Origin of the sequence: Shewanella alkalitolerans (assembly GCF_019457575.1) — a bacterium.
In the GTDB taxonomy this organism is placed as follows: domain Bacteria; phylum Pseudomonadota; class Gammaproteobacteria; order Enterobacterales; family Shewanellaceae; genus Shewanella; species Shewanella loihica.
In genome coordinates, this window is the sequence record NZ_CP080422.1 from 1,056,873 (window position 1) to 1,078,780 (window position 21,908).

16 protein-coding genes are annotated in these 21,908 nt (G+C 56.2%); 5 read left to right on the forward strand and 11 right to left on the reverse strand.

All coding sequences use genetic code 11. The features are described 5' to 3' along the window. Positions 1–332 precede the first annotated feature (332 nt). Positions 333–908 carry an AmmeMemoRadiSam system protein A gene (gene amrA, locus K0J45_RS04715; protein WP_220044470.1) on the reverse strand — a complete coding sequence of 192 codons (576 nt, stop codon included), beginning with the start codon at positions 906–908 and terminating at the stop codon, positions 333–335. Further along, entirely contained in the window at positions 886–1,701 is an 816-nt protein-coding gene (gene amrB / locus K0J45_RS04720) for an AmmeMemoRadiSam system protein B (protein ID WP_220044472.1), read from the reverse strand. Before amrB ends, amrA begins: the two co-directional genes overlap by 23 nt. A 64-nt stretch (positions 1,702–1,765) precedes the next feature. Here amrB and amrS point away from each other — a divergent pair, with 64 nt between their 5' ends. Continuing rightward, complete coding sequence (gene amrS, locus K0J45_RS04725) at positions 1,766–2,854, forward strand: AmmeMemoRadiSam system radical SAM enzyme (RefSeq protein ID WP_220044473.1); 1,089 nt, start codon at positions 1,766–1,768, stop codon at positions 2,852–2,854. A gap of 32 nt (positions 2,855–2,886) precedes the next feature. Here amrS and K0J45_RS04730 read toward each other — a convergent pair whose 3' ends face one another. The 5 genes from K0J45_RS04730 to K0J45_RS04750 form a co-directional block, all read right to left on the reverse strand. Beyond that, entirely contained in the window at positions 2,887–3,528 is a 642-nt protein-coding gene (locus K0J45_RS04730) for a class I SAM-dependent methyltransferase (protein WP_258406767.1), read from the reverse strand. A gap of 144 nt (positions 3,529–3,672) precedes the next feature. After that, positions 3,673–4,587: a tetratricopeptide repeat protein gene (locus K0J45_RS04735; RefSeq protein ID WP_220044474.1), complete on the reverse strand. Its 915-nt coding sequence runs from the start codon at positions 4,585–4,587 to the stop codon at positions 3,673–3,675. A gap of 360 nt (positions 4,588–4,947) precedes the next feature. Then, complete coding sequence (locus K0J45_RS04740; RefSeq protein WP_220044475.1) at positions 4,948–8,547, reverse strand: S8 family serine peptidase; 3,600 nt, start codon at positions 8,545–8,547, stop codon at positions 4,948–4,950. A gap of 76 nt (positions 8,548–8,623) precedes the next feature. Beyond that, the gene (locus K0J45_RS04745) at positions 8,624–12,379 is read right to left on the reverse strand and encodes a S8 family serine peptidase (RefSeq protein WP_220044476.1); all 3,756 of its coding nucleotides are present in this window, start codon (positions 12,377–12,379) and stop codon (positions 8,624–8,626) included. A gap of 181 nt (positions 12,380–12,560) precedes the next feature. Then, entirely contained in the window at positions 12,561–14,609 is a 2,049-nt protein-coding gene (locus K0J45_RS04750) for a winged helix-turn-helix domain-containing protein (protein WP_220044477.1), read from the reverse strand. A gap of 300 nt (positions 14,610–14,909) precedes the next feature. Here K0J45_RS04750 and K0J45_RS04755 point away from each other — a divergent pair, with 300 nt between their 5' ends. Then, positions 14,910–15,299, forward strand: coding sequence for a TonB-dependent receptor (locus K0J45_RS04755; RefSeq protein WP_220044478.1), 390 nt, complete (start codon positions 14,910–14,912; stop codon positions 15,297–15,299). A 188-nt stretch (positions 15,300–15,487) separates the two neighbouring features. On the opposite strand, the gene pepA is transcribed toward K0J45_RS04755, so the two are convergent. Then, complete coding sequence (pepA, locus tag K0J45_RS04760) at positions 15,488–16,996, reverse strand: leucyl aminopeptidase (protein WP_011864744.1); 1,509 nt, start codon at positions 16,994–16,996, stop codon at positions 15,488–15,490. Between the two features lie 220 nt (positions 16,997–17,216). Here pepA and lptF point away from each other — a divergent pair, with 220 nt between their 5' ends. Continuing rightward, on the forward strand, positions 17,217–18,329 hold the full coding sequence (gene lptF / locus K0J45_RS04765) for an LPS export ABC transporter permease LptF (RefSeq protein WP_220044479.1): 1,113 nt from the start codon (positions 17,217–17,219) through the stop codon (positions 18,327–18,329). Further along, a complete protein-coding gene (gene lptG / locus K0J45_RS04770) occupies positions 18,326–19,384 on the forward strand; it encodes an LPS export ABC transporter permease LptG (protein ID WP_011864746.1) in 1,059 nt (352 codons plus the stop codon). The genes lptF and lptG overlap by 4 nt, the downstream gene beginning before the upstream one ends. Positions 19,385–19,467: 83 nt before the next feature. Here the strand turns inward: lptG and K0J45_RS04775 are convergent, their stop codons facing one another. From K0J45_RS04775 to K0J45_RS04785, 3 genes are all read right to left on the reverse strand, one after another. Continuing rightward, positions 19,468–19,977 carry an RDD family protein gene (locus K0J45_RS04775; RefSeq protein WP_011864747.1) on the reverse strand — a complete coding sequence of 170 codons (510 nt, stop codon included), beginning with the start codon at positions 19,975–19,977 and terminating at the stop codon, positions 19,468–19,470. A 61-nt stretch (positions 19,978–20,038) separates the two neighbouring features. Next, on the reverse strand, positions 20,039–20,299 hold the full coding sequence (locus K0J45_RS04780; RefSeq protein WP_011864748.1) for a DUF2960 domain-containing protein: 261 nt from the start codon (positions 20,297–20,299) through the stop codon (positions 20,039–20,041). A gap of 57 nt (positions 20,300–20,356) precedes the next feature. Next, positions 20,357–20,869 carry a GNAT family N-acetyltransferase gene (locus K0J45_RS04785; protein ID WP_220044480.1) on the reverse strand — a complete coding sequence of 171 codons (513 nt, stop codon included), beginning with the start codon at positions 20,867–20,869 and terminating at the stop codon, positions 20,357–20,359. 373 nt (positions 20,870–21,242) lie between these two features. On the opposite strand from K0J45_RS04785, the gene K0J45_RS04790 reads away from it, so the two are divergent. Next, a complete protein-coding gene (locus tag K0J45_RS04790; RefSeq protein WP_011864750.1) occupies positions 21,243–21,878 on the forward strand; it encodes a YqiJ family protein in 636 nt (211 codons plus the stop codon). Positions 21,879–21,908 lie beyond the last annotated feature (30 nt).

The window sequence follows — 21,908 nt, forward strand, 5'->3', positions numbered from 1 at the left end:
TGTATCTGCACATAAGCGAGCCGCAGGCTATAAATTGCAGCGAAGGTTCGACCTTCAAACTCACTTAATTAACGGCTGTGAAGCTATGCGCCCGCATTCAATTATTCGGACACTAATTACAGCGTGTCTCCATATTCCCCCGCCGGGCAGGCGTTAGGTAACAATGAAGGTGCGACCTTCAAATCCACTTAGCCAATGACCGCGACGTTAACTGCCAAAACTGAGTTTTTCGCACATTAATTACAATGTGCCTCCCTTCCCGAATAGGCAATTCGCCAGATGCTAACCTCCGGCCGACGCCAACTGCTACCTGGCCAAAGCAGCGCCTAAGGTCATGATGCAATGACCTGAGTCGTAAACCTATGCAGCGTGATGGTGTCACGCCAATAATCTTGGGGCCAGCCGCCTTTCTGTTTGAGGGCAGAAACGAAGTCCTTGGGATCTGGCAGGCTCTGCCATACCGAGGGCAGAAACAGGGCGCGGCGGTGGCCGTCATCCATGAGTAGGCCGTCGATGTTGGGGCGCAGGCTGGAATGCAAGGCCGCTTCCCCCTGGTTTTCCATAGGAGTAAGCGGCGAGAGGATAGAGATATCTAAGGTGAGCGACTCGCGCTCTTCACTTCGCAGCGGGGCGAAGCGGCGATCCTTAAAGGCGGCGCCATAGGCGTTTTCGCAGGCGCACAGCCATAGGGGCTCGCAGGCATCTACCCGGCCGATACAGCCCCTGAGTTCACCGCCCTGGTGCAGGGTGACGAAACAGGCAGCGGGGTTGAGCAGGGCCTCACTCTCGGGAGCCTCTGGTAGCGTCAATCCTCCCTGTGCCAGGCCTGAATCGATCACCAGCCATACCAGATCCAGCAGGCAGGCCTTGTCGCCGGCGCTGAGTTCAATAAAGGACGAAACTGGCATAGCCGACGACCTCTTCGTTGTCTCTGGGGGCGCGATGTTCATTGTGCGCCATGATATCGCCCGAATTTGCGTGGCTGACACATTGGATCTGCCAGCCCTGCTGTTTGCCATAGTCGAGCAGGCCGTTGATGGCATGACAGCCGCAGGCCTGCTGGGACGTCAGGTGGGTATCCAGGGCCAGAATTGTGCTGCGGGTCTCCTGGTCGAGGCGATTAGCTAGAGGATAGGGATGGTAGTGGCTGAGATCGCTGCTGACGACGACCAGAGGCGTAGGCCTATCGGGGGCATAGCTCAGGGTGGCCTTAATCAACTTGCTGATCGCCTCACTGCCAGAGTCGCCAACCACCACGGGGATCAGGCTAAAATCTGATAGGCAGTATTGCAGCAGGGGGAGCTGGACCTCCAGCGCATGTTCCTGCTGGTGGGCGGTATCTGATTCTATGGCGAGTCGCTGATAGAGCAGTGCCTCGACCAGTTCGCGGTCGATGGCTATCTCGCCCATGGGGGTGATAAAGTGGTCGCTGCGGGGCAGGGCGGCGCCCCTGAGGCCGACGTAGTGGCTCGGTCCTAATAGCAAGACTTTGTTATAGGCTGGTTTTTTGTTGGCAAGCAGGCGATAGGCGGCTGCGGCAATGGCACCGGAATAGAAATAACCGGCATGGGGGGCGATGATGGCCTTGGGGACGATAGTGCTATGGCTCGGCTGGTCAAAATAACTGGCGATCTGCTGTATTAAATCACCAGGGTTTTCGGGATAAAAACGCCCGGCAACCGCGGGTTCTCTGTACCTCATGGCTCTCTCCCGAGCGGTGCTCAACTATACTTTCAGTGTAGGCCATCGGCAGGGGGATCGCGCCATGAATCAAATGCCTCCTAGATATTTTCCCACCCAATATTGGCATGCCCTGGATGACGGGCGAGTGTGCTGCGACGTCTGCCCGCGCAAGTGCACATTGCGCGAGGGCAAACGCGGCGCCTGCTTCGTGCGCATGCACCATCAAGGCGAGATAGTGCTGACCAGCTATGGTCGCTCCTCGGGTTTCTGTATCGACCCTATCGAGAAGAAGCCGCTGAACCATTTCTACCCCGGCTCAAGCGTGCTGAGCTTCGGCACCGCCGGGTGCAACCTGAGCTGTCTCTTCTGCCAAAACTGGGACATGAGTAAGTCGCGGCAGATGGATACCCTGTGTGACAGCGCCATGCCAGACGAGCTGGCGGCCACCGCCCGTCGCCATGGCTGCAAGAGCATCGCCTTTACCTATAACGATCCTGTGGTGTTTATGGAATACGCCATCGATGCCGCCCAGGCGGCCCATGAATTTGGGCTAAAGAGCGTGGCGGTGAGCGCGGGCTATATCTGTGAGGCGCCGAGGATTGAGTTTTATCGGTATATGGACGCGGCCAATATCGATCTTAAGGCCTTTAGCGAGTCGTTTTATCACAAGATCTGTCACGGCCAGCTGCAACCTGTGCTCGAGACCTTGCTCTACCTCAAGCATGAGACCCAGGTATGGTTTGAGATAACTACATTGTTGATCCCCGGCGAGAACGATAGCGATGAGGAGCTCAATGCCATGTGTCAGTGGCTGGTGGAAAACCTGGGGCCAGATGTGCCGCTGCATTTCAGCGCCTTTCATCCTGATTTTAAGCTGCTGGACAGGTTGCCGACGCCGCTGAGCACGCTACAAAGGGCGCGGCGCATCGCCCTCAATCACGGCCTGCACTATGTCTATTGCGGCAATGTGCATGACCCAGATTCCGACGCCACCTACTGCGCCAGCTGCCACAAACGCCTGATCGAGCGTGACTGGTATCAGCTCGGGCAATATGCGCTGGATGAGCAGGGTGCCTGCCGATACTGCGGCGCGCCGCTGCCGGGACGCTTCGCCAGGGTGCGGGAGGATTTCGGCGCACGGCGGATCGCGGTGCGGATCCATCGCGACTGAGGTGAATGGCTTAGGTGTGGCTTAGCTGGGGCTTAGGGCTCAGATGGGGCTAAGGGCTTTCGCGCCACGCCGCGAATCGTCGGCCTGGCCAGGGGCATCGCCTTACGCATGCTTTCCCGGGTGATCGACTCTATCTCAAAGCCCGCGCTACGGATCTGCGCCTCCGTCTCCCGGTTGAGGTGGCAATTGCCGGCGATACGGCGCCAGATGAAGTTGAGTCTGTCTTGCCAGCGGCGCCTGCGAGTCCCAGGTTCGGCGGCGACGTGTTCGAGAAACAGCAGGTGACCACCGGGTTTGAGTACCCGCCAGATCTCCACCAGTGTCCCCGGCAGGTCATGGACCGTGCAGCACACCAGGGAGACAAACACCCAGTCGAAGCTCGAATCCTCACTGTCGATGGACTCTGCCGGGCAGTCCAGCAGGGTGATATGGCTATCCGGCAGCTCGGCGACGGCCTTCTCCAAGAGGCGCATCATGTCCACATCTGGCTCGGTTAGCACCAGCTTGAGATCTGTGCGTTTCGGATAGAGGGGCAGGCTGGCTCCGGTACCGGCGCCAATTTCCAGCACCCGGCCGCTGACCTGGCTAAGTAAGTTCCGGCGCCAGTCGATGAGACAGGCCTGCTCGGGCCCGCGCATGAAGCTGTCGTAACAATAGGCGATGATACGTGACATATCGGCCTCCCGTTCACACGCCGCGCCCACAGGTCGCGGTGGCATATGATGAATGGCTTATTTAAGTATGGGCGTTAGCGGCGAAAAGGGACACCCGCGCCGCTTAGCTTAGGGAGAGGTTTGTAGCCTAGTAGCGTCTAATTGTTAGCTCTCGCTGGAGGAGATCAGTATGTCGAACCTGGGGTTGCTTCTCAGGTTGCTGAAGTCATCCTCGTTGGCGGCCACCTCCTTGAAGGAGACGCTGTTTTCGATAGCCTGCTCAAGATCCGACAGGGCGCGCTCCTCCTGGCCCAGACAGGCGAAGGCGCAGGCACGCTGGTAGAGGGCGTGGGCGTTGCTGCCGTCGACCTCAAGCACCCGGTTACACAGGCTCAGCGCCCAGTTAAACTCGCGCATCTCCATGGCGGCATCGGCCTTGTAGGTCATCGCCTCCAGGTCACCCGGGCGTATGGTGAGGATCTCGTTATAGACGGCGATCTTCTGCTCTGGGGTCTGGGCACTTTGGGCGTGTAGCCAGAGGGTGTGGATCTCGTTGATGATCTCGATCTCGCGGTTGTTCTTGGTGATGATGCGGCTCTTACGCTTAAGGTCTTGCTCCAGCACCTTAAACTTCTCCTCGTATTGCTCTGTGATGGATTGCAGCTGCTCGGCCGCCAACTTGGCGGTGTTGGTCTTGATCTCTCTAAGGGACTGCCAGCCGATGAAGGCTATCAAGGATGCGACGCCCGCGATGATGTAGAAGAAGTAGGTTACCGTCACGTTGGCATAGTTCAGCGACTTGTCGGCCACCGCCAGCTCACGGTCGGTGATCTCCACCGTCAGGCGGCGCTCGAGATCTTGCTGCTCCATCCTCAATGCCTTGAGCTCATCCAGTATGTAACGCTCAACCAAAGGGCGGTCGAGGATAGGAGTCTGGGAGTGGGGCATAGCCTCTTGTTGGGTTAAGGGCGCTTGTTGCTTGGCCGCAGGCTCTTGTTTAGCCGCAGGCGCTTGAGCGGCGGCGAGATGGAAGGCGGGGGCGAGGAGTAACAGCAGGCAAACGGTCAACGAACGTAACATAACAGAGTCCTTTGGCAGTAATCATATCTAATCCGGCACTTAGGCCGCGCTACCACACTAACAAGATATCGATGGCTATGCGAATCTGTAGCCGAATTAGTTGGTGAATTTGCTGGAGAATTAGCTGGTGAATTAGCTGGTGAATTAGCTGGTGAATTAGCTGGTGAATTAGCCGCTGAGCGACTCGATGAGTTAGCCACCGAATTTGCTGATGACTGTTGATGTTGACCGCCGAGAGGAGGAGAGAGGAGAGAGGAGAGAGGAGATTCGGTGTTGGGGAAATAGGATGAGCTAAAAAAACCGGCAAACGTCCCTGTTGCCGGTGGTTGGTTAAACGACTGTGTTAGTCACCACTCGCCATTAGCGCTGGCGGCGTCTAAGGCCTGAGAGACCAAGCAGTAGCAGGGCGAAGTAACCTAGGCTGCCGCCACCACTCGATTCACTCGGTGGCTCGACAGGTATTATCGGCGCCGCTGTCACAGTGACGGTAAATTGCGTCTCTGTGCTGAATTCCCCGTCGCTGGCCGAGATGACTATTGGGTATTCGCCGCTGGCGGTAAAGCTCATCTCAAGCTGAGTGCCATCTAAGGTGAGTCCTTCGACACCCGTCGCCGATAGCATGAGGGTATCGCCCTCGGCGTCGCTAAAGACCTGGCTGAGATCTAGGCTGACCACTGCGCTGCCCTGTTCGCTTAGCTGGGTCTCAAGGTCGGCAATCGGATTGGCCAGCACGGGCGCCGTGTTTTGCGGCACCTCAACCGGCTCTAGGCCTTTTACCTTGATCAGGGTGGCGCCTATGTTGCGCTTAAGCTCGCTTGTGGTGCCCATTTCGAGCAGGCCATAGTAGGTCTCGCCGGCTTCAAGTGGCTGTAGACTCAGGCTGTCATCCAGATAGCCGTTGACCGACAGGCTCACGTCGAAGCGCTCATCCTGTGCCACCTGGCTCGGCGCCGTGATGTCGAAACTCGCCTGGTTGCTGTAGTTCACATGGGTGATCTCCAGGGTCACCTCGTCGGCTTCATCCTCGACTCTGCCCTCATAGTTGTGGGCAAATATCCAATAGTTGCCGGTTGGCGGGTTTTCCAGGATGCAGCGCTCCTTAGAGTCTACCTCGCCGCTCAGACAGAGCAGTGAATAGTACATCTCATAGGCATCAGGCATGCCGTCACCGTTCTCATCTATGCCGACATAGAGATCCATGTCGGGTGAGGTGGTGTCGGTTATCTCTACCACCAGGCGTTTGGTGTAGGGCTTGACCACGGTGGGCACGCTGAAGATCACCTCAGGATTCGAGTGCGGGCTGCCACGCTCGGCATCGTTAGAGGAACCAATCGCGCTGCCGGTGAAGGACTGCGCCTTATACAGGCCGAAGCCCTTCACCTGGAGTGCATTACTGCCCGAGGTGAAGATATCTTCAATCACCAGCTGGTTGTCGACATTGTTCATCTCGGCAGAGACCTCCTCGGCCACCTGGCCCGCCTTGAAGCCTATGGTGGCCTGCAGGTGGGTGTCGCTCATGCTGGTGTCGGCATTGTTTAGCTTGATGTAGCCGTGCACCCACTCATCCACCAGGTTGATGTTGGCGGTCGCCTTGATGGTGAGCACCTGAGATTCCCCCGCGTTGAGGGAGAAGCTCGATGGGGTCACCTCCAGGGTGTAGCCTGGATTGAGATATTCATACTCGGCGCTCCAGCTGCTGGCCTGGGTCGCGGTGACGGTGCGGGTCCAGCTGCAGTTGGAGATACACTGGTTTTGCACCATGGAGCTGGTGTTGATCGCACTGGGATCGCCGCCCATCTCAGGGTTGGCCGCCAGGTATCCTGCCTTGTCGATATCCAGCAGCAGGCCCGCCTTAAGCGCCTGGTTGATACGCAGGCTGCCCGCACCCTGGTCGAAGAAGTCGGAGCGTTCTAGAGTGCCATCATAGTCATCGTCCTTGTAGGTGGTCTGATGGGCGGTGCTCATGAAGGCCGATTGCGCCTGAGCCGGTGTCCAGTCTGGATGCGCGGCCTTGAGCAGGGCATAGGCACCGGTCACATGGGGCGTGGCCATAGAGGTGCCGGACAAGCTGGCGAATGGAATATGGCCAATCTGCCCCTCGAACAGCCTGTCTTCGGCGTTGGCGGCGTAGATATCGACCCCGGGCGCGGCGATATCCGGTGAGAAGATGTTGGGATAGGGCAGGTTAGGCCCGCGAGAGGTGAAGACCCCGGCGATATCCCCCAGGCTGGCGTTTCTGGTGGTTTCCGTGGCTGCAATTGTCGCCTGATGACCTTCACCGCTGGCCAGCCACTGGGTCAAACGCTCGCCATCGGCGGCACTGAGCTGAATGGCAGGCAGAACATGGTTGTCATTGTGCAGCGAATCTACGCCATCAGGCATGTTTATCAAGATCATGCCGCCGGCGCCGCCTTCCTTAACATTGATCCCCTTGCGCACCCGCGCGTTGGTTCCGCGTTCGCAGACGACGATCTCACCATCGAAGCTGCCGGCCTCGAAAGGGTCGATGCACTGGGCGTTGTCAGAATCGATGCTGGCCGCCAGAACCACCTTGCCGCTCACCCCTTTGGTCACGCCAAAGCCCATCATGTCGCCTGGCGGCGTCTCGCCGCCGCTCATGTTGGTGAGGGATTTCTGTTTAAACTCGAGATCGTGGGTATAGGCGGCGACCGTCGTCACCCAGGGTGCGTTTCCCGGCGAACCTATGGTGCTGGCGCTTGGGCCCGCATTCCCCGCGGCCACGGCCACATGAATTCCCGCCTCGCGGGCGTTGAGGAAGGCTTCGGCGTCGATGGAGGACCAAGGGTCTTTGGCCGAGCCGCCCACAGAGTAGTTGAGCACCTGTACCCCGTTCTCTATGGCATGTTCAATCGCCTTGAGGGTAAATTCCGGATAACAGGAGCCGGCATCGTCACACACCTGGTAGGACACTAGGTTGGCATGGGGAGCTACGCCGCTGATGGCGTCAAATTCGAAGGCGCTCTTTTCGGCGATGATAGTGCCATCTTCCTCCTGCACCTGCAGGTAGAAGTTGACGTCGTGCAGTATATTGCCCGACGCGGTAGAGGCCACATGGGAGCCATGGCCGTTGAAGTCATAGCCCACCTTGACCTTGTTGGCGAGATCGTCATAGGCGGGATCGTCCAGGCTGTCGGCCGTGTCCTGACGATATTGGATAAGCTCGGGATAGCTGACTATACCTATGAGTTTGCCGTTACAAAACTGGCTATACTGCTGGCAATCCCCCAGATACTGACCGTCTCCCAGCGGGTTCTTGTGCTGGTAGCCATCGGCGCCCACCTCAGCAAAGGAGGGGTGATTGGCGTTGATCCCTGTGTCCATCACGCCGACGATAACCCCTTCCCCCTGTGTCGCCTTGACGACTTCATTGCCCTGCCAGACCTGCTTGGCGCCGATAAACTCGGGCCCGGTGGAGGTTTGAATAAAGTGCAGGCCTATGGGCTCGACACTCAGAACCTCAGGGTCTTTGGCTATGATGTCGGCCTCACCCGGCTTAAGCTTTACCGCCATGGCGTTGACGATCAGCTGGTATTCCTGGGTTGGGGTCAGAATACGTTTGAGTTTGCCGTTTAGCCTCTGTTTGACCTTGGCTTGCTGCTGCTTCAGGTAGCCTCTGTATTGCAGGCTGGCCTTCGATCGGCTGTTCAGCAGGCCAGATGCCTGCTTGTTTGACTGGTTGACCTGAATGTTGGTGGCGGCAAAGCCCGCCAGCGAGCCATCATAGCTGGCGACCGGGGCCTCTTTGAAGCGGACGAAGTACATGCCGTCGCTGCGTTGTTTATCGGCGCGTTCGAGTTTGAGTTTTTCTTGGCCGGGAATAATGGTTTGCAATGGCTTGGTATCATCGCTAAAGCCAGCGGCGCCAGGATTGGCATAACAAGCGCTGGCGATGGCAACCGAGAGTGCACTCAGTAACAAATTTCTACGACTTGATTTCATTTGAATACCTTAATAGTGGCGAGAAGCGGGATAGCCAACATTGGCTATCCCAATCATGTGAAGACTCAGGAGCTGCCTAGCGGCGGCGACGAACCATGGCCGTCAGTCCCAGCAGTAGCGATAGCCAGCCCAGGGCGCCACCATCGTCGCTTTCCTGTGCTTGGCTCGCCTCAATCTGCAGCGTGTGGCTAACCTCATGCGCACCGTCGGAGGCGATGATGGTCAGAGGATGACTGCCTTCGCTGTCGACCTGGCCGGTTATCTGGGTGCCAGAGATGCTCAGGGCGGCGAAGGTGCTGCCTTCGACCTGGTAGCTCAGGCCATTGCCTTCCATGTCGGTGAACAGGCCGCTTACATCCAGATTGAAGCTGGCTGATGAGCCAGACTTGAAGTTCAGTGGTGCGACTTTCAGTGACGCTGCAACCGCTTCATTCAGCTCGGGTGCCATGTCATTGATGTCCTGTACCATGACAGTCAGGGTCTCGGTTTCGCCTATGCTGTTCCCGCGCTGAGAGGTGACCTTGACTTCGAACTCGCGGTTGTTCTCGAAATCCAAGGCCTCAGGATTGGCCACATAGAGCTCGAAGGTCTCCTGATTGATGGCAAACGGTGTACCGACAAGGGTATTGGTAATATGTAGTTCGAAGGCCGTATATGAACTCGAGCCCGAGGTAAAGAAGCCCTGGGTATCGAGGGCTATCTCGCCGACGACTGTGCCAACCTCAGCATTTTCCTCTACGCTAAACACCTGTCCGGCTTTGGCTTTTGCAATTGCCGAACCGTCATCGTCCACCAGGGCGTTGTAGCCTATCTGCATGAAGTCGTCGTTAAGGCTCACCACCATGAAGCCCTTAGGCTCGGGCAGCCTGCCAAAACCACCTAGCTCAGAGGTACCCACAGAGGCGATATAGACTTCCTCACCAGGCTGAGCCGTATAGGTCTGCTCGAAGGCCAGATCGCCGACCACCTGGTCGTCCGCCTTACCGGCGAAACCTATCTTGAGCGAGCGATCGAATACGGTTTCAGAGCACACCTCTTCGCCACTGAACCAGTCAAGGTAGCAAGATTCTTCCGTGGTGTAGCTGCCGCCCTTGATGGGATTGAACTGAGTGATAGGCTCATATTGCGCCTTGCCTGTGTGACGGTCGGTTTCGATATGGAAGCCAAAGTTTTGGTCGAAATCTTCGACGCTATCCAGCTCGTGGTGGAACATATCTTCCAGACAGACCTGCGACACGATATTTCTCCCGTTGTTGGCAAAGAAGGTCGGCAGTGTCGATTCCTTATAGCGGCCCGTTGGGTTTGTATAGTCGTAAGGCAGGTTGAGATCGATCACATAGGTAGTGGGTTGTCCCTTGTCGTTGAGGGCGACGAAGGGTTGGTTCACCTTTTGGGCGTCATCATAGATGTAGGCGCCTTCGAAGCTCTTGTCCCAGCCGTTCTCCTTAACCGTGGCCTCATAGAAAAGGTCATAGGTAAACAGGCGCGGTCCACGCTCGAAGAAGTTGGGCAGGGCCACATCCGCTGGTTGAAACAGGCTGACGGCAATATTGAGTTTCTTACCGGTCACGCTGCACTGGGCGTCATCATAGATAGCGCCACCGACCGCCTTTATCATATGCCCCTTCAGCCCCTGTAGCTTCTCGGGCAGGGTCGGGTTTTGCAGCAGTAATGGGTAGGCCTGGTAGGTGGTTGGCGTGTTCGACTCGTTAACGAACGACGCCACATAGCCCTGATAGTTCAGCGAGCCAGATTCGGTATCTGGATAGAGTTCGCGGCCCCAATTCAGGTGCTCCCATTCTGTCTGTCCCAGATCTGGGTTGTAGCCCAGGTAGTTGGGGTACTCGATGGCGTTGGGTTTCTTGGTGATGCTGGTGTTGCTGCGCGCCTTCACCATCCATCCCAGGTTGATCTCGGGCTGATCATCTGCGCTCAGGCTGATGTAGCCGTTAAGCTCGGTGGCCTTGAGGTTGGCATCCACATGGTCGCCGGTACCCATCAGTGGCCACTGGGGCAGCTTGTCGCCCGCTATGGTCAGGGTGAGCGGCAGGATCACGCTCGAGTGCGCCGGAATGTTCACGCTCTCGGGCAGGCTCAGGATCAGCGCCTGGTAGCCGGCCTTGTCCCCGGTCATCTTGTAGGAGATCTGGTAGGTTTGCGCCGTATCCGAGAGGTTTCTCAGGGTGATGCGCTTATGCAGTGTCTTGCTTTGGGCGACCTCATGCATGCCGAACTGCACATAGGGCTGGTTGCTGCTGGTTTCCCAGGCAACGATAGGCGAGGCGATGGCGTTGGTGAGGTTTTCGATGCCATGGCCCATGGCATAAAGCTCTGCTGGGGTCACGCCGTCACTCTCCAGGATTGAAGATATGTCGGCGGTATTGGCCAGCAGGGCCTTGATCTCGGCGGGGCCGAAGCCTGGATGTTGGCTCTTGATCACGGCTGCCGCCGCCGCGATGCGCGCCGCACCTGTAAAGGCGCCGCTGCGACTCCCCAGCTTGGCGGCGGTCTCATCTGGGTTAGAGATCTTTGCGACTGGCTGCTCATCGGTAAAGGTAACTATCTCAGGCTTAAGGGCCTGGGAGCCGCGCACCGGGCCCATAGGTGCCCAGTCTGGAATGACCTTGCTCACGCCATCTTCGCCATGGTTGACGGCGCCGACGGTAATGGCCGAGGTGGCGCTACCTTCGCTGGAAATCCAGTTGCGGTGTTTGGCTTCTGCATCGCCAAATAGCGAGTAGAGGCCAAGGTTTCCTGCGTGGGTCACCACTGTCATGCCTTGAGCCGAGACGCGTTCGATCAGCATCTGCAGCAGGCTAGGGGAGGCGTTGCCGTCGATGTCGAAGAAGGCGCCCGCGCCCGCCGCGTCGATCAAGACGATATCCAGATGATCGCTGGTGTCACCATCCTGGTTAGGATCCATGGCGTGTTCAAAGGCCGAGACAATGGAGTTAAGGCTGGGGCCAGAGGCCGATACCCTGCCGTTCTTCTCCATCACGTTATACACCTTGTAAGCGTGTAGCTTGGCGCCCGGCGCGAGTTGATGCACTATGCTGGCGATCTCAGTGCCCGTGCCTGTGGGGTAGACCCAGCCATTATAGGCTTCATATTCTAGGTTTTGATCGATCGGGTTGGCATCGTTGCCATAGTTTTCGCTGACAAAGTCCCAGCCCCCGGCCACCACCTCAGTGGGAAAACCTGCGTACTCGATTGCCCCATTTTCAAGGGCTTCAAGGTAGCTGCCAGCCGGTGGCGGCGTTTCGGGGTCATTGTCTTCACCATAGACGCCAGAGCCGCCGAAGATTGGCAGGGTATAGTCGATACCGGTAGAGATGATGGCGATGCTGACGCCTGTGCCTGCGGTCTCTTTACCTGTGTAGGGGCTCATCAGCTCGATATCTTGTTCGCTGAGACGGCTGGCGTCTTGGCTGGCGGTGCGTGTGCGAGCCTGGACTATCGAGGCCTGCTCGCTAAAGAGCTGCTCGCCGTGGAAGGTTTGGGCGATGGCATCCAGCGCACGGATCTTGGCCAGTGCATCTTGCTGCACCTCGACGGTGACCGTATTGGCCAATAGATGGCTGCTGCCCACCAGGCGCGCCTGTGGGTCTATGGCCTGGATCTGCTTAAGCAGCTGCGCCTGTTGGCCGAGTGCTTGCTGGGCGCTAAGTTGGCCAGCGGCCTTTTCTGTCTGTGCCAGTGAGAAAGTGTAGGTCGCCTTGGTCTGCGCCTGATCCACGCCAAAGGCTGAGATCGATTCTGTCTTGGCCTGTAGGGCGCTGGAGAGAATGGCGGTCGAGACGCACAATGCTAGGGTGCATTTGGTAAATTTCATGTCCTTTCCTTCTTGTTATTGTGTGCTGTCGAGTCAATGGATTTTGACTGTTACAATTTAATAACGTGAAGGTAATAAGCGCACAACGAAGGGCGTCTCGATTATTCGCCGTTTTTTGCTCTATGAGGGCATTTTTTATCTCTTTAAAATATCTAATTCAAATTAGATCAATTAGTTAAAGCTATTCTGTCACCAGCTTATAACCGAAGACATCGGCCTCGTTGGCCAGTTTTAGGGTGACCAGGAAGGAGTGGCCATCCGCCGGCGCAAGGCCGAAAAACTTGCGCACCGCATCTGGGGCAAAACTTTGCACTAACTCAGGTTTGTGGTCATTGTCGGCAAGTGAGATACGCATGATGGCGTCGCGCTCGGCATCGCGGCTCAAGAAATAGAGATAGCCCTGCTCATAGTAGAAGGCGCCATAGTCATACTTGGCTAACTTGTCGGTGATTAGCGTCATCTGGTTCGTGGTGCGATCCAGATGCCAGATGCCATTCTGGTCGAACTTGGACAGGTAGAGATGATTGGCATCCTGACCCTCGATGGCGTAGACACCTTGCTGCTGGGTGATCTTTTCAAGCTCGCCAGATTTGACATTCAGCTTATAGATGCCGTTTTTTTCCTTGGCGAAGCCCTTGAAGTAGAGGGCTTCGCCATCCGCCGACCAGCTCAAGTTATCGGCCTCGATCCCCTGGATATCGATGGCGCGAAAGTTCTCAGATTCTATATTGCCTATGTAGAGGGTGCGGCCGGTGCCAGAGATGATATTGACCGCAAAGTCGCTGCTCACGGGGGAGATGGCCGGCACGCCGACATTACCGAGAGAGTGGGTGATGTTCTTGCTGCTCACCTTATTGTTGCGCCAAATCGACCAGAGGGCGGAACGGTTGGAGAGAAACAGGATATCGCCAGTGGCCTTGGCATACTTGCCATACATGTCACGGGAGGAGGAGGAGATGCGCCTGAGTTGCTTGCCATCACCGTAAGCCTGCTGGGTGATGTACTCCTTGGAGATATGTTCGGTCACATAGAGCATGGCTTGTGTGTTAGACAGGCTGATGCTGCTAGGGAGGCCAGATTGCGCCAGCGGTGCCAGCTGGCTGCCGTCCTGACGAATTCGGGAGATGATGGCCGCCGCGCCGTCGAGATTGTTGACGTAAAACAGCTGCTCGCGGGCCGAGTAGTCGAAATCGACTATGCTGGGACTGTTTTGGATAAGCTCTCGTTCACTGCCGTCCGCCGTCTGTAGGATCAGGCTGAGCAAGTTGGAGGCCGCCCGCTCGCGAATAAAGGCCAGCTGGGTATCCTGGTCCAACCATTTGGGGGCGTAGTCTATCTCGTTCTTGTCGGGAAAACTCACCTGCTGATGCTCGGCCGTATCGAAGTTGTAGGCCATCAGGGCCACGCGGTCCTGCATTTTCTTGGCGTAGAGCAGGCGCTTGTCGTCGATCTCGGACCAGGAGACGATGCGCTTATAGGGGATGTAGAAACAGTCTGAGGCGATGAGCTGGTCTGTGTTATCCAAAAGGTTTCTCACCCGGACCTGACAGCCACCGGCCGGGTCGAGACGCACATAGGCCAGCTTCTCATCGGAGCGTGACCAGGCGGGGGAGGCCTCTTCGTTGTTCTCGAAGGAGATCAGGGTCAGCGGCGCATCGACCTGACTCAGCTCCTTGATATAGATCTTGCCGCTCAGGGAGTTGTCGCGCCACTGCATGGCCAGTCGCTGGCCGTCGTGGGACACGGCAATATGCTCCTCGACCCCGCCATAGTTGGTCACCTTGAGTTTGGTTGGGTTTGTAACAGGCCGTAGCTGGCTGATCTGCACGGGTTGCTCGTCGGAAATGCCGCTCAAACCTAGCCAAAGGAGCAGAGCTGTTATGAGTGAAATCGCGATAAAGGCTGCGTAGCGAAAATAGCGGGTATAGGAGCGAGTCGGGCCTGAGGCCGTTTGGCTGTCGACGGGCTGCACCGCCAGGGTGAGTTGATAGCCGAGTTTAGGCAGGGTATTAAACACCTCCTCCTCGACCCCCAGATCCTTAAAGGTCTTTCTCAGTACCCAGATGCCGTTGGTGAAGCCCTTCTTGCCGACCCCTTCGTTGCCTAGCCAGATGGTGTCGATCGCCTGTTGGCGCGAGACGACATTGTCTGGACTGTCGATGAAGAGCATCAGGAGTTCGAAGACTTTGGAGGAGAGTTTTATGCTGCTGTCTGCGTGTTTTAATGACATTAACTTGCAGTCTAATTCACATCCGCCTATTTGGTAGCTGAGCTTGGTCATTAAATGAGGGTCCGTACATTATTGTTATTCTTATGTGAACATCATAGGGGGAGAGTCGAGCCTGGCTCAAGAGTCCTTGAATAGTTATTATTACAGCATCTTCTAACATACTGTTTCTTAAATGGTTTAAAAGGTTACAATTTGCTACAAAGCGGTGAAAGCGGCCGCCAGTCGCCATCTCAGAGCCAAGCTGACCTACACTGAGTAGATAGGTTAGGTGGGCATTTGGGCCCCAACGGAGTGACAGTGATGGACAGACGATATCTTTTAACGGCCTTTAGCTACGCCCTGCTGGGGCTAGCCTTGGGCCTCTACATGGCGGCCTCCCACGACCATGGTCAGCTGGTGACCCACGCCCACATCATGATGATAGGCTTTCTGATCTCCTTCAGTTATGCCCTCTGTTATCGCCTCTGGCTAGCGGCTTCTACGGGGGCGCATTCGGGGAAACTGGTCACGGCGCAGTTCTGGTTGCATCAGCTGGGCACCATAGGGGTGGCCATCGGCCTGTTCCTGCTCTATGGCGAGTTTGTGGCGCTGGAAGTGGTTGACCCTTTCCTGGCGATCGCCTCCTTTAGCGTGTTCGGCGGCGTCTTGCTGATGATGGTGCAGCTGCTCAAGGCCAAGCAGGCTGACTAAGCTGGCGGGTTAAGTCGGTGGGCTAAGCAGGCGTGCTAAGCAGGCGTGCTAAGCAGGCGGGCTAAGAAAGGGGCTAGACTTCTAAACAAACCCATTTAGGAAGAGTAAACCCCATAAAAAAAGGTGAAGCAATTGCTTCACCTTTTTTGTGTTAAACACGCCATGAGGCAGTGTTTAAGGGGAGTGGATTACTCGCCCTGTTCAACGCCTGCACGGTTGATCAGGAACTGAGTCAGTAGCGGTACGGGACGACCCGTTGAGCCCTTGTTGGCGCCACTGTTCCATGCGGTACCGGCCACATCAAGATGCGCCCAGTTGTACTTCTTGGCGAAGCGTGACAGGAAGCAGGCAGCTGTGATGGCACCGGCAGGACGACCACCCAGGTTGGTCATGTCGGCAAACGGGCTTTCCAGATGTTCCTGGTACTCGTCCCACAGCGGCATGCGCCATGCGCGGTCACCACTCTGCTCGCCGGCGTTCAATAGCTCGTGCGCCAGCGGGTTGTGTGAAGAGAATAGACCCGAGGCGTGTTTACCCAAGGCGATCACACAGGCACCGGTAAGGGTTGCTGTGTCGACGACCAGCTCAGGGTCGAAACGCTCCACATAGGTGAGCACGTCACACAGTACCAGACGGCCTTCGGCGTCGGTGTTGAGGACCTCGACTGTCTGGCCCGACATAGTGGTCAGGATGTCCCCTGGACGGTAGGCGTTGCTCGACGGCATGTTTTCACAGCCCGCCAGGATGCCCACTACGTTGATCGGCAGCTTCAGCTCACACAGGGCCAGCATGGTACCGATGACGCCTGCGGCGCCGCCCATGTCATATTTCATCTCATCCATGGCTTCGCCAGGCTTGAGTGAGATACCGCCCGAGTCGAAGGTAAGACCCTTACCCACGAGCACGATTGGTTTCTCTGTGCTGTCTACCGCGCCCTTGTATTCCATGACGGTCATGACCGACTCGTTATGGCTGCCGCGGCCGACGGCCAGGTAAGAGTTCATGCCAAGCTTGGCCATCTGCTCTTCGCCTACCGTAGTGACGGTGAGGTTTTCATGGTTCTCGGCAATCTGGCGAGCCTGAGAGGCCAGGTAAGCCGGGTTACAGATGTTTGGTGGCATGTTGGCCACGTCGCGACATAGCTGGGTACCGGTCGATACGGCCATGCCGTGCTCGATGGCGCGCTCACCCACAGTGAGTTCGCGGCGGGTCGGTACATTGAAGACCAGCTTGCGCAGTGGACGACGGGTTTCGCCCTTACGGGTTTTGAGTGCGTCGAAGCTGTATAGACTATTTTGAGTCGATTCAACGGCTTCGCGTACTTTCCAATAGGTGTCACGGCCCTTAACGTGCAGTTCGGTCAGGAAGCAAACGGCTTCCATTGAACCTGTGTCGTTTAAGGTGTTGATGGTTTTAGTGATGATCTGCTTGTACTGGCGTTCGTCTAGTTCTCGTTCTTTGCCACAACCTACAAGAAGGACGCGTTCACTCAACACGTTGGGCACATGATGCAAAAGTAGCATCTGACCCGGCTTACCCTCTAAGTCGCCGCGGCGAAGTAAGTTGCTAATGTAGCCTTCACTGATTTTATCCAGTTGCTCAGCAATACCAGAGAGGCGTCTAGGTTCATAGACACCAACGACAATACAGGCCGAACGTTGTTTTTCCGGGCTGCCGCTCTTAACGCTAAACTCCATGAGCTCTCCTAGATTCTTAAAGACAAATATTATTATTTATTAGATAATGTCTGCTTGTGTCCAAAACGGACCTAAAATTGGTACACCAATGTTAATTTTTCAGGTGTTTTTCTGCCATTTTTAGTTAAAGACTGGTCACAAAACTACCAAAAGTAGACAGTCTACATGAAAAGTGGGCTGATACCAGCATAAATATAAGTTTAGGGACTGGATCCTGCCTGTGATTGTATTTAGATACTTGATTCGTGAAGTTTTAAAAGCGCAGATGGCAGTGCTTTTAGTACTGTTAGCTATTTTTATTAGCCAACATTTTGTTCGTGTACTCGCTGATGCATCCGATGGCGAGTTTCCCGCCTCTCTGGTGATGACCCTTCTAGGCCTTAATCTTCCCTATCTTGCCGTGCTTGTGGTGCCTCTGAGTCTGTTTTTGGGGATCCTGGTGGCCCATGGCCGCATGTACGCCGAAAGCGAGATGGTGGTTTTCCACAGCGTCGGCGTGAGTGAATGGTATGTCACCCGGGTGACCCTGCTACTCGCCGTCGCCAACATGCTGTTTACCGGCTTTTTAGCCATCTATGTCACCCCCTGGGCCGAAGAGACCCAAAACCGTGTGCTTGAAAATGCCCAGTCGGAGGCAGGCCTGGCGGCATTGACCCAGGGACGTTTCCAGACCAGTCCTAACGGCCGCGCGGTACTCTTCGTTGAGCGTATCGGTCGCGACAATCAACTGGACAAGGTGTTCGTGGCCCAGCTACCAGACCCGGAAGATGGCGCCAGTCAGTCCAATATCGTGGTGGCCCAAGGGGGCAGCGTGATCGAGGATGAAAGCGGCGAGCAGCGCCTCAAGCTAAACGATGGTATCCAGTACCAGAGCAAGCAGAATCAGCTCGATTATCAGGTGGTGCAGTTTGCCGGCTACGAGATGCAGATCAAGGAGCAGGAGGTGGATCAGCGCCGCCGTAAGCTGTCGGCCTTGCCAATCGACCAGCTGCTGGATACCGAGGGACCCGAGGCCGTGGCCGAGTTCCACTGGCGTCTGGCCATCCCGCTGGCGATCCCTTTCATGACGCTGATCGCCGTGCCCATGGCGCGGGTGAATGTGCGCCAGGGCAAGTTTGCCAAGATGTTTCCGGCCATATTGCTTTATCTGGGTTATTTTGGCTTGATGATCGCCGGGCGCAAGGCGCTCGAAGATGAGGTGATCCCAGCCTATCTCGGCATGTGGTGGATCCATGCCTCGGCGCTGTTTTTAGGGATGTTGCTGCTGAGTAAGGAGCGCCCTGCGGGGGCTAAGCTTTCTGGCTTGCTAAAGCGTAAGAAGGTGGCGGCATGAGAATTCTAGATTTATATATCGCCCGTGTCCTGCTGAGCACCTCGGCCCTGTGTCTGCTGGTGTTAACTGGCCTGTCAGGCATCATCAAGTGGGTGGATCAGATTCGTCTGGTGGGACGCGGTACCTACACCATGGTGGATGCCGGCATCTATGTGCTGTTTCTGATCCCGCGGGATATCGAGATGTTTTTCCCCATGGCGGTGCTCCTCGGGGCGTTGATCGGCATGGGCATGCTGGCGTCAAACTCAGAGCTGGTGGTGATGCAGTCGGCGGGTCTTTCTCGTTTTCAGATCACCCTGTCGGCGATGAAGACGGCGGTGCCGCTGATGCTCTTGGTGATGGCCCTGGGGGAATGGGGCGCGCCGGTGGCAGAGCGTCACGGCAAGGAGCTGCAGGCGGTCAAACTTTCCGGCGGTAGTCTGTTTAAGTCGAGCCGGGGGATCTGGGCCAAAGATGGCGACCTGTTCGTCAACATAGGCGAGATAGAGGATATCAACAGCCTGCACAATATCGTGCTCTATGAGTTCGACGATAAACTGAATCTGGTGGGCACCATAGAGGCGCGCCGTGGCGTTTACTCTAAGGATCATTGGCGCCTGCTCGATGTGCGTCAGACCAAGATCACCCCAGAGCAGGTGAGCCTGACGGATCTCACCCTGTATCGCTGGGAGTCGACTCTGACCCCGGATAAGCTGAGCGTAGTGTCGGTAAAACCCGAGGCCTTGTCGATTCAGGGGCTGGTGGATTATCTCGAGTACCTGAGGGTGAATAACCAGGATTCGGGCCGCTATGAGCTGGCACTATGGCGTAAGATCATGCAGCCTATCACTGTGGCTGTGATGATGCTGGTGGCCCTGTCATTCGTGTTTGGTCCGCTGCGTACTGTGACCATGGGCGCGCGGGTGCTGCTGGGTGTCGTCGCCGGTTTCAGCTTCTATATCTGTAACGAGATCTTCGGCCCCATGACTCTGGTGTATGGCCTACCGGCCGTGCTGGGCGCCGTGATGCCGCCACTCATCTTCAGTAGCGCGGCCATCTACTATATTCGCCGCTAGGCCATTTCTTTAGGTCTAAGACAAATAGAATTAAGCCCAATAAAAAAGGACCCCTAGGGTCCTTTTTTATGTCTGGGTTTAGCTTACACTCCGTGCCAGTTACGCATCTGGTTGGCTTCTTTGGAGAGCACCACCACTTCCGAGCGGGTCATCATATCCTGTAGCGCCAGCTTATCGCCGTTGATCAAGATCCACAGGTTGCCTATGCCAAGCAGCGACCAGACGAGACGTGCGGTGGCGGTGATCATGCTCAGGCTCTGGCCGTTGGGATGCTGGATCTTCAAACGCCAGGCGCGCATGCCCAGGGTCTGGCCGCCATAGCTCCAAAACAGCACATAGAAGAGGCCGACGCAGAAGGCGATCCACAGCTGATACACGCCCTTGTAGAGCGGTGTGCCGTTTAGCAGGTCTGAGACATGCTCGAAGCCATTCATGGCCAGCAGGCCACTGCTAGTGAGGGCGGTAAAGATACCGAAGCCTATGGCTCCGGCCACCATGTAGACGGCGACCGCCAGCAGCAGGTCGTACACTATCGCGCCCAGGCGGCGAAAGAAGCCGGCTCTGGGAAAATTGGCATGTTCAATATTAGACATTCAGGGCCTATATCATCTGGTAAAAGGCGAAAATGGGTGGCTTATTCTAGCGAACTTGGCCTTAGCTTTCATCCTGTGCGCTTTCATCTCGAATAAAGTGGATGTCGCTAAAGCCGAAACGGGCGAACTCCTTCTGGCGATAGTCTTTCACCGCCTGGGAACCCTTGGAGGTCATGGCGACCTGCGCCTCCATGGCGAGGTAGCGGGTCAGATCGATTCCCTCGGCTGCGGCCACGGCTTCATAGATGTCGTGAAACTTGTCATAGACGAAGTTGATCTCTTTGTATTGATTCTTAAAGGTATAACCGACTCTGCGGGCCATAGCATTCTCTTAAATTAGCACTTTCGTAAATAAAGATTCTTTTAAAAATAGTTTCTTTCAGTCCTGATAGGCATAGCCTGGGTTAGCTGCGTCGATGGCATACACCATGTAGCAGGCATCTTCCGGGTAGCTGCCTAAGGATTTGTCGATTATACGCGATTTAAAGCCCAGACGTTGCCAATATGTGTGAGCTCCGCCCACGGCCACTAGCGAGATGCTATCCAGCGCCTTGTTTCTGGCCTGTTCGATGAGGCGATTAAACACGGCCGCGCCGGCCCCCAGGCCTCGGGCCTTGGCGGAAAAGGCGATATCGTGCAGGTAGAGGGTCTCCTGTTTAGGCGCCGCATCCAGCACCTGCTCCAGACTCGGCGGCAGGTCGCGCTGCCAGGGGTGCGCCAGGCAATAGCCTATGACGGCATCGTCTTGCGTGACCACAAAACAGGTCTCGGTGGAGAGGCGGGCCTTACTCTGCAGTGCAGCGAGGGACTCGGGCTCGATGTCGGGATAGCACTCGTCTTGAATGCGTAAAATGGCTGGCCAATCCTGGGCCTGTATCTCTCGTATTTGCATTACTAATGTTTCTAATTTCGAGGGGCTGGAGCCCTTAAGGGGGCGTTGGGACAAAGGATAGATGTTCGCACAGCTTTTAGGCCTTATCAATGGCGTCGGCAAGGGGGTTAAGATTAGTAAAAACAAATGTGAATATTGGCTATTTACTCAATTATTCAGTCTGTTATTCTCTAACCTCGGTGGCTCGCCAGCCTTGGCAAGTCGTATCTTGTCTGAGCCGCCCATCTAGGAATACTAGCAAGGACTATCAGTTAAGAACTATTCGTTTAGGACTATCAGTTTAACAATCGACGTATAGCAATATACGTGCGCGATATTAAGCGGGCCTTAAATCCCCACGAGGGGTTTTGGCATTATCTCATGGAGAGAGACAGTGGATTTTTTACTGCTTACCGATAACTTACCCTACAGCCTGGCGCTGGCCTTGGTGATCCTCTTGGGCCTGGTCGAAGGCTTCTCTATGGTCTTTGGCCTGAGTCTGTTTGGCCTGCTGGACGATCTGACGCCCATGGAGATGGACGCCGATGTCGACACCGGCGTGTCTGGGGTCACAGGCGTAGCCGGCTGGCTCTGCCTGGATCGCCTGCCACTGCTTATCTGGCTGGTGCTGGCCCTGACCAGCTTCGCCATCGCCGGCTTTGCGATCAACTATCTGGCGATCTCCTTTCACGGCGCCTTGCCGGCGCCCCTAAGTATTCCGCTGGCCATAGTGCTCGGCGCATTTTCCTGCCGTATCCTCGGCGCCCGTCTCGCCAATCTGTTGCCCAAGAATGAAACCTCGGCTGTCTCGGTAGACGAGCTCAGCGGTCTGGTAGGCGTCGTGACCTTAGGCTGTGCCCGCAAGGGATTTCCCAGCGAGGCCGTGGTGAAAGATGCCTATCAGCAGAAACATTATGTGCTGGTGGAACCCGAGCTGGCGGGCGAGGCCTTCTCCCAGGGCACCTCTGTGGTGCTGCTCAATCGCAATGGCCAGGTCTGGTCTGTGGTGCAATTTAACGATGAAATTTAGGCAGCCTTGCTGCCGTAAAACCTGCTTATA